Genomic DNA, 5,283 nt, shown 5'->3' with positions numbered 1-5,283 from the left:
TGCCGCCGCCGCCGCGGACGGCGCGGATTCCGCTGCCCGGCGGCGGCGTGCTCAGCAGCCTGCCCGGTGAAGGTGACCTGCTCGCGCTGACCGTCGACGACGGCGTGAGCAGCGATGTGGTGCGCCTCTACACGCAGTTCGCCAAGGACACCGCAATTCGGCTCACGTATTTCGTCAACGGTACGTACTACTCGTGGACGGACAATCGGGACTTGTTGCGCCCCTTGGTGGATGACGGCCAGATCCAGCTGGGCAACCACACATGGAACCACCCCGACCTCACCACGATTTCGGCAAACGATGTGGCAGAACAACTTCGGCGAAACCACCAGTTCCTCTGGAAGACGTATGGCGTCGACGCGCGGCCTTACTTCCGGCCGCCGTATGGAAAGCACAATCCGACCGTCGACAAGGTCGCGGGTGACCTCGGGTACACCGCCGACACGCTATGGTCGGGTTCGCTCGAGGACCAGAACGTGATACCTCAGGACGAGATCGTCAAGATGGCCAACAAGTACTTCAACCCACAAGCCATCGTGATCGGCCATCTGAATCACTTGCCGGTGACCCATGTCTATGGCCAACTTGTCGACGTCATACGGTCCCGCCAGCTGCGGACTGTGACGCTTGACGACGTGTTCCTCAAGCCCGATCGGACCTGACCACATCCGTCACTTCTGTCACACCAAAAACATCTGATTATTGTTCGGCGCGCCTAGTTCAGTTTGCCAGATATCGGGTATCTAATGACTTGATAAGGGCGCTGCGGTAAAGTAGGGCCTGGATCAGCAATCGGTATACCGCAGGAGTTACTACCGTGTACCTCAACCCGATATCTCGGACACGGGTGAGTCGAATCACCTGGTCATTATTGCGCCATCCTCTGAAGAGCCGTGAATTCCCCGCCAAGGCAGAACGGCTGATCACCGCCGACGAGTTACTTCGGTACGGCGTTTAGCAAACCTCGGCGGCTGGTTACGGCGATCCGACAGATCGTGATCCCGCCTTTGCCTGACCGTTATATTTTCGTTACCGTCAACCGCGTTTGCTGAGTCCCGCATGCGTGTGCATGAGGTGTAGCTGGACCCAAACCCCTCCGAGGCCGATTCGCACATGGCGGCGTTGAGCCGTGCGGCGGAAATTCGTGTCAACGAGGCACTCGGTACGCCGGTAGGCTCAGAGTTTGCTATTGCAAGTATCTGTTCACCGGGGCGAGGTGGTGTTGGGTGTCGCAACTAGGGGTCACACCGTCTGAACTCGTTGCTGTTGCGGCGGAGTTGGAATCGGTGGCTGAAGGCTTACGCTCGGGACTTGGCTCACTTGACGGTGAGGTCTCGGGGTTGCTGGGCTCGGGATGGTCAGGCGAGGCGGCCTCCGCGTACAGCGGTGTTTGGCAGGAGTGGCATGACGGCGCCTCGCAAGTCGTCCAAGGGTTGACGGCGATGCATGGCCTATTGCAAGAAGCGGCAGGCAGATACTCAGGAACAGACACCTCCGGCGCCGCCGATGTGTCGGGTTCGGGTCTGTGATGGGTGCTTTCAGCGTGGATCCGTCGGCGGTGTTGACCGTGGTCGATCGGATGTCGGAGTTCGACGGGCAGCTCGAAGCCCATCTCGCGCAGGCGGCGAATTCCGTCGCCCGGTTGGGAACGGCTTGGTACGGCGACGCTGGCGACGCCGAGCGTGCTGCGCAACAGGAGTGGGATGAGGGCGCACGCGAGATGCGGGAGGCGCTGGCCCGGCTGCGGCAGATCGCCGAGCAGGCGCACGAAGACTATTCGAACGCCGCACAGACCAATCTCCGTATGTGGAGCTGATCCACACAGGTTCGATGAAAGCTGATGCGGGCCTGGCCGGGAGCCGGCCATGACGGGACCGTATGCGGTCGACCCGGCGGGGCTGGCCGCGACGGGTGGGACCGTCGGCGGCGAGGGGGACGCGATCGCGTCGGCCGTCGGTGCGCTGAACTCGGCATTGTCGGGCTCGGGAGCGATGTTCGGCCATGACGCGGCTGGGATCGTCTTTGGCAACAACTACACGCAATCAGGCAAGGCGCTGCTGGATGCGGCCGGATCGGCGGTGAATGCGTGTCGTCGGGTGGGTTTCGGCGTCCAGATGTCGGCCGCGAATTATGGCCGCGCGAACGCGGCATCGACGGTCGGAGGTGGCAGCCCACCGGTGGCGCCGCCGAGCAATCCGACAGGATTCGAGGCGCCGAGCATGCCGCCGCCGATGGGTAGTGGAGTTGCGGCCCCGCTGGGTTGGACACTCGTCGAGGCATTTGTGGGCGATGTGTGGCCCGATGGCAATCCCGAGGCCTTGCGCGCAGCGGCGGGGGCATGGAGGACGTTCGGTGCAGCCATAAGTGGCATCGCGGGTCAGGTCGGTGCGACGGGCCCCGGACTGGGTGGGCAGCAGATACCCGAGGCAGGGCGGATGTCCGCGGCGGTCACGAACATCAGTAACGCGCTGACCGGAATTGCGGGGCAGGCACAGGAATTGGCGACTCAGGTCGAGGGCTTCGCCGCGACGGTCGAAACCACGCAGAACGCCGTGCGCGGCCTGCTGGAGCAGCTGAGTCCGGGCGGGATCTTGGAGACGATCGGCGGTGTCTTCACCGGCCATAACCCGATCGACAAGATCAAGCAGATCGCCAACGAGATCAAAACAGTACTGAACAACATGAAGCGCGAGGCCGACGCGAGCAGCCAGCTCTTCAGCCAGGGCATCAACGTGCTCGACTCGCTGACAGGCGACTTCCAATCATGGGCCAAGAAGGAGTTCGTCGACGTCCTCGGCGAGGAAGTCGGCAACCCGCTCGCGACGGTCTTCAACGGGGTTGTCGGTGCCAACAAGAGCGGATTCGAGACGGTACTGCGGACGGTCAACGGTTTGGAAGGCTTCGATCCGACGCGTTTCGCGTACGACCCCGAGGGGGCGTTGCACATGTGGAACGCAGCGGCCCAGAACATGGCGGACATGGCGAATCCCGCCGCTCTTGCAACCCACATGATGACCGATCCACAGGGTGTGCTCGACGAAGCGAAAAACCTTGTGGACTACAAGGATTGGGCGAGCGGTCACTATGCGGATGCGGTGGGCAATATCTCCGCCAATATCGCGATGACGGTATTCCCCGTAGGTGCGGAAGCGAGGCCGGCGGTCACGGCTGCGGAGATGGAGAGCCGAGCGGCCTCGGCTGCGGCCCAAGCCGAAGGACGTACGGCGGCGGGAGGAGCCCGCGATGCGGCGAGCGCGGCAACGCATGCCGCGTCAGCCACCGAGGGCATCACCACCAAAGCCGGCCAGATCGGCGGCGACCTCGACAAGGTCAACATTCCCGAAAGTGGCGCCGCGCCAGGCTCGGCGCCGCCGACCGGCCATGCGCCCGTCGAACCGCCGCGACCAGAAGCAGTGCCGCACACGGAAACACCGACGCCGCGTGTCGACGCCCCGGCACCGCACGCCCCAGCGGAACCAGCGCCGCATGCCCCGGCAGAGCCGGCGCCGCACGCGCAGCCGGAGCCAGCTCGAACTACTGCGTCTGCGTCTCCGCACGATGTACCGTCCCACGCCTCGGAACCGGCGCCTGTTCAGTCGAGTGCAGCTGCGGTGCCGCGAGTTCCGGAACCGGCAATGGTTGGCGCCGCACCCGCTGAAGCGCCCGCGGCCGCCGCGCCACATGCCTCGGCTCCTGTCGGAGCGCCGGCCGAGATGCCAGCCACTGCGTCAGCGGCCCCGCACGTGCCGTCGGCTCCAGCCCCACAAATGCATACGCCGACAGCAGAAGCGCCGCACGCACCGCCCGCCGACCACGGCAGCCCTGCGGTCGAGCAGCCTCCGCACGGAAGTGCCGGCGGATCAGAGGGCATCCCGTCCGATCACGGCGCACCTGAACGGCCAGCACACGATGGGGCAGACCCACCGACATCGGGTAGTAATCTGCACGAGCCGCCGTCAAGCGGAACGCATGACCTGAATTCGGATGGGCACCACGATCCAATTCACAACGGCCAGGAGTCAGGACCAGGATGGCATCGTCTGCCAGACGAACCGATCGTTCCTCATTACGGCGAACCGCTGTCGAGCCATTGGGAATTTCCGCACGATCCACTGGCGGACATTAACCCGCAGGTAGGTGAGTTAATTACGGATCCCGCGGCACCCTATGGGCGTGGGCCAGATGGTGTCGCTTACACGTCAGAGCAATACTCTGAACGGTTCAATAGTTATGGACCGGACGGCCAGCACTATCAGAACTATCCAAATAACGATGGTGCTGTACCAGGGTCAAAAGTGGCATATGACGATCCGTATCAGTTCACGTCGGACTACGGCGATAAGGTAGATAGGATCGGAGGCGACGGGAAGTATTTGGCCGTAATGGAGGATGCAAATCCAGCGCCTTGGGAGCAGCGTGGAATGCACGTCAATTCACTTGGCGATCCCTACAATTCGTATACGTTTGACGCATCGAAGCTTCCTCCAGGCTGGAAGGTGGAGGTGTCAGAGATAGCTCCGGCGACAGGTCAACCAGGCGGCGGGATACAGGTGCGTGTGCTTGACTCAACGAATTCTGCGGTTCCTGTTAGCGTCCTGAAGGACCCGAGGGTGGGAGTGCTGCGATGAGCGATCCAAAAGTCGATATCTCCGACGAGATGGTGGATTTCATTGCGCAGGCCGGCTTTACGACTGTCCGGTCATCCGTAGTCGACGGCCGCACGTTGTTTTGGAATGATACAAGCTCGGAATACTTCGTCGCCTATGAAGATGGGTGGTACAAGGTATCTTCATCAGAGCGACAGAGTCCCGAGCACTTCGACTTCGCGGCGCGCGATTCGGATCTCCTTGAGAAGTACCTAGTAAAGCTATTCGGCAATTTCCTGCGGCAGAAGAATGGGATGCCTGATGCGTATCTGGTCAGCAGGCAACTAGCCGATGGTTACACGGTCGAGTCCATCCCGTTCGAGAACGACGCCTATCTTGGACTGCGAGTGCCCGGTGGCGACTTGCGCGCTATAAGTGGTTGGGATCCATTCCTGGCGAGAATTGAATTGGCCGATATTTCTAATATCATTCAGCAATCCGCGGCGGCATTGCGGACGTCGTACCTGGATCCGAGCGGGGCGCCCCTGCTGGTCGTTCCTTGATATGCCGCTGCTTGTCATTGCCACTCGAAACGAGACGGGGATCCGTCGGAGGCATGTCTTGCCGAGCGTCATCAATCCACGGAAACCACCGAGAAACACATCTAAGTGAGCCGAAAGGATCGTCATGACCCTTG

Annotated in this window: 5 protein-coding genes; all 5 read left to right on the top strand. The window is 62.0% G+C overall.

Features of this window, described 5'->3' with window-relative positions; genetic code table 11:
* Window positions 1–662: polysaccharide deacetylase family protein (locus tag VJV41_RS26045; protein ID WP_325338676.1), on the top strand; the 662-nt coding region annotated here is incomplete at its 5' end.
* Between the two features lie 564 nt (window positions 663–1,226).
* Window positions 1,227–1,529: a WXG100 family type VII secretion target gene (locus VJV41_RS26040; protein ID WP_325338674.1), complete on the top strand. Its 303-nt coding sequence runs from the start codon at window positions 1,227–1,229 to the stop codon at window positions 1,527–1,529.
* Between the two features lie 14 nt (window positions 1,530–1,543).
* Window positions 1,544–1,816: a WXG100 family type VII secretion target gene (locus VJV41_RS26035; RefSeq protein ID WP_325338672.1), complete on the top strand. Its 273-nt coding sequence runs from the start codon at window positions 1,544–1,546 to the stop codon at window positions 1,814–1,816.
* 49 nt (window positions 1,817–1,865) lie between these two features.
* Window positions 1,866–4,628, top strand: a complete 2,763-nt coding sequence (locus tag VJV41_RS26030) for a glycohydrolase toxin TNT-related protein (protein ID WP_325338670.1) — start codon at window positions 1,866–1,868, stop codon at window positions 4,626–4,628.
* Entirely contained in the window at window positions 4,625–5,149 is a 525-nt protein-coding gene (locus VJV41_RS26025; RefSeq protein WP_325338668.1) for an Imm61 family immunity protein, read from the top strand. The genes VJV41_RS26030 and VJV41_RS26025 overlap by 4 nt, the downstream gene beginning before the upstream one ends.
* Window positions 5,150–5,283 lie beyond the last annotated feature (134 nt).

The sequence above is a fragment of the Mycobacterium sp. genome, assembly GCF_035274705.1.
GTDB lineage: Bacteria > Actinomycetota > Actinomycetes > Mycobacteriales > Mycobacteriaceae > Mycobacterium.
Note: the sequence above shows the minus strand (reverse complement) of the source record. Positions and strands in the feature narration are given on the sequence as shown.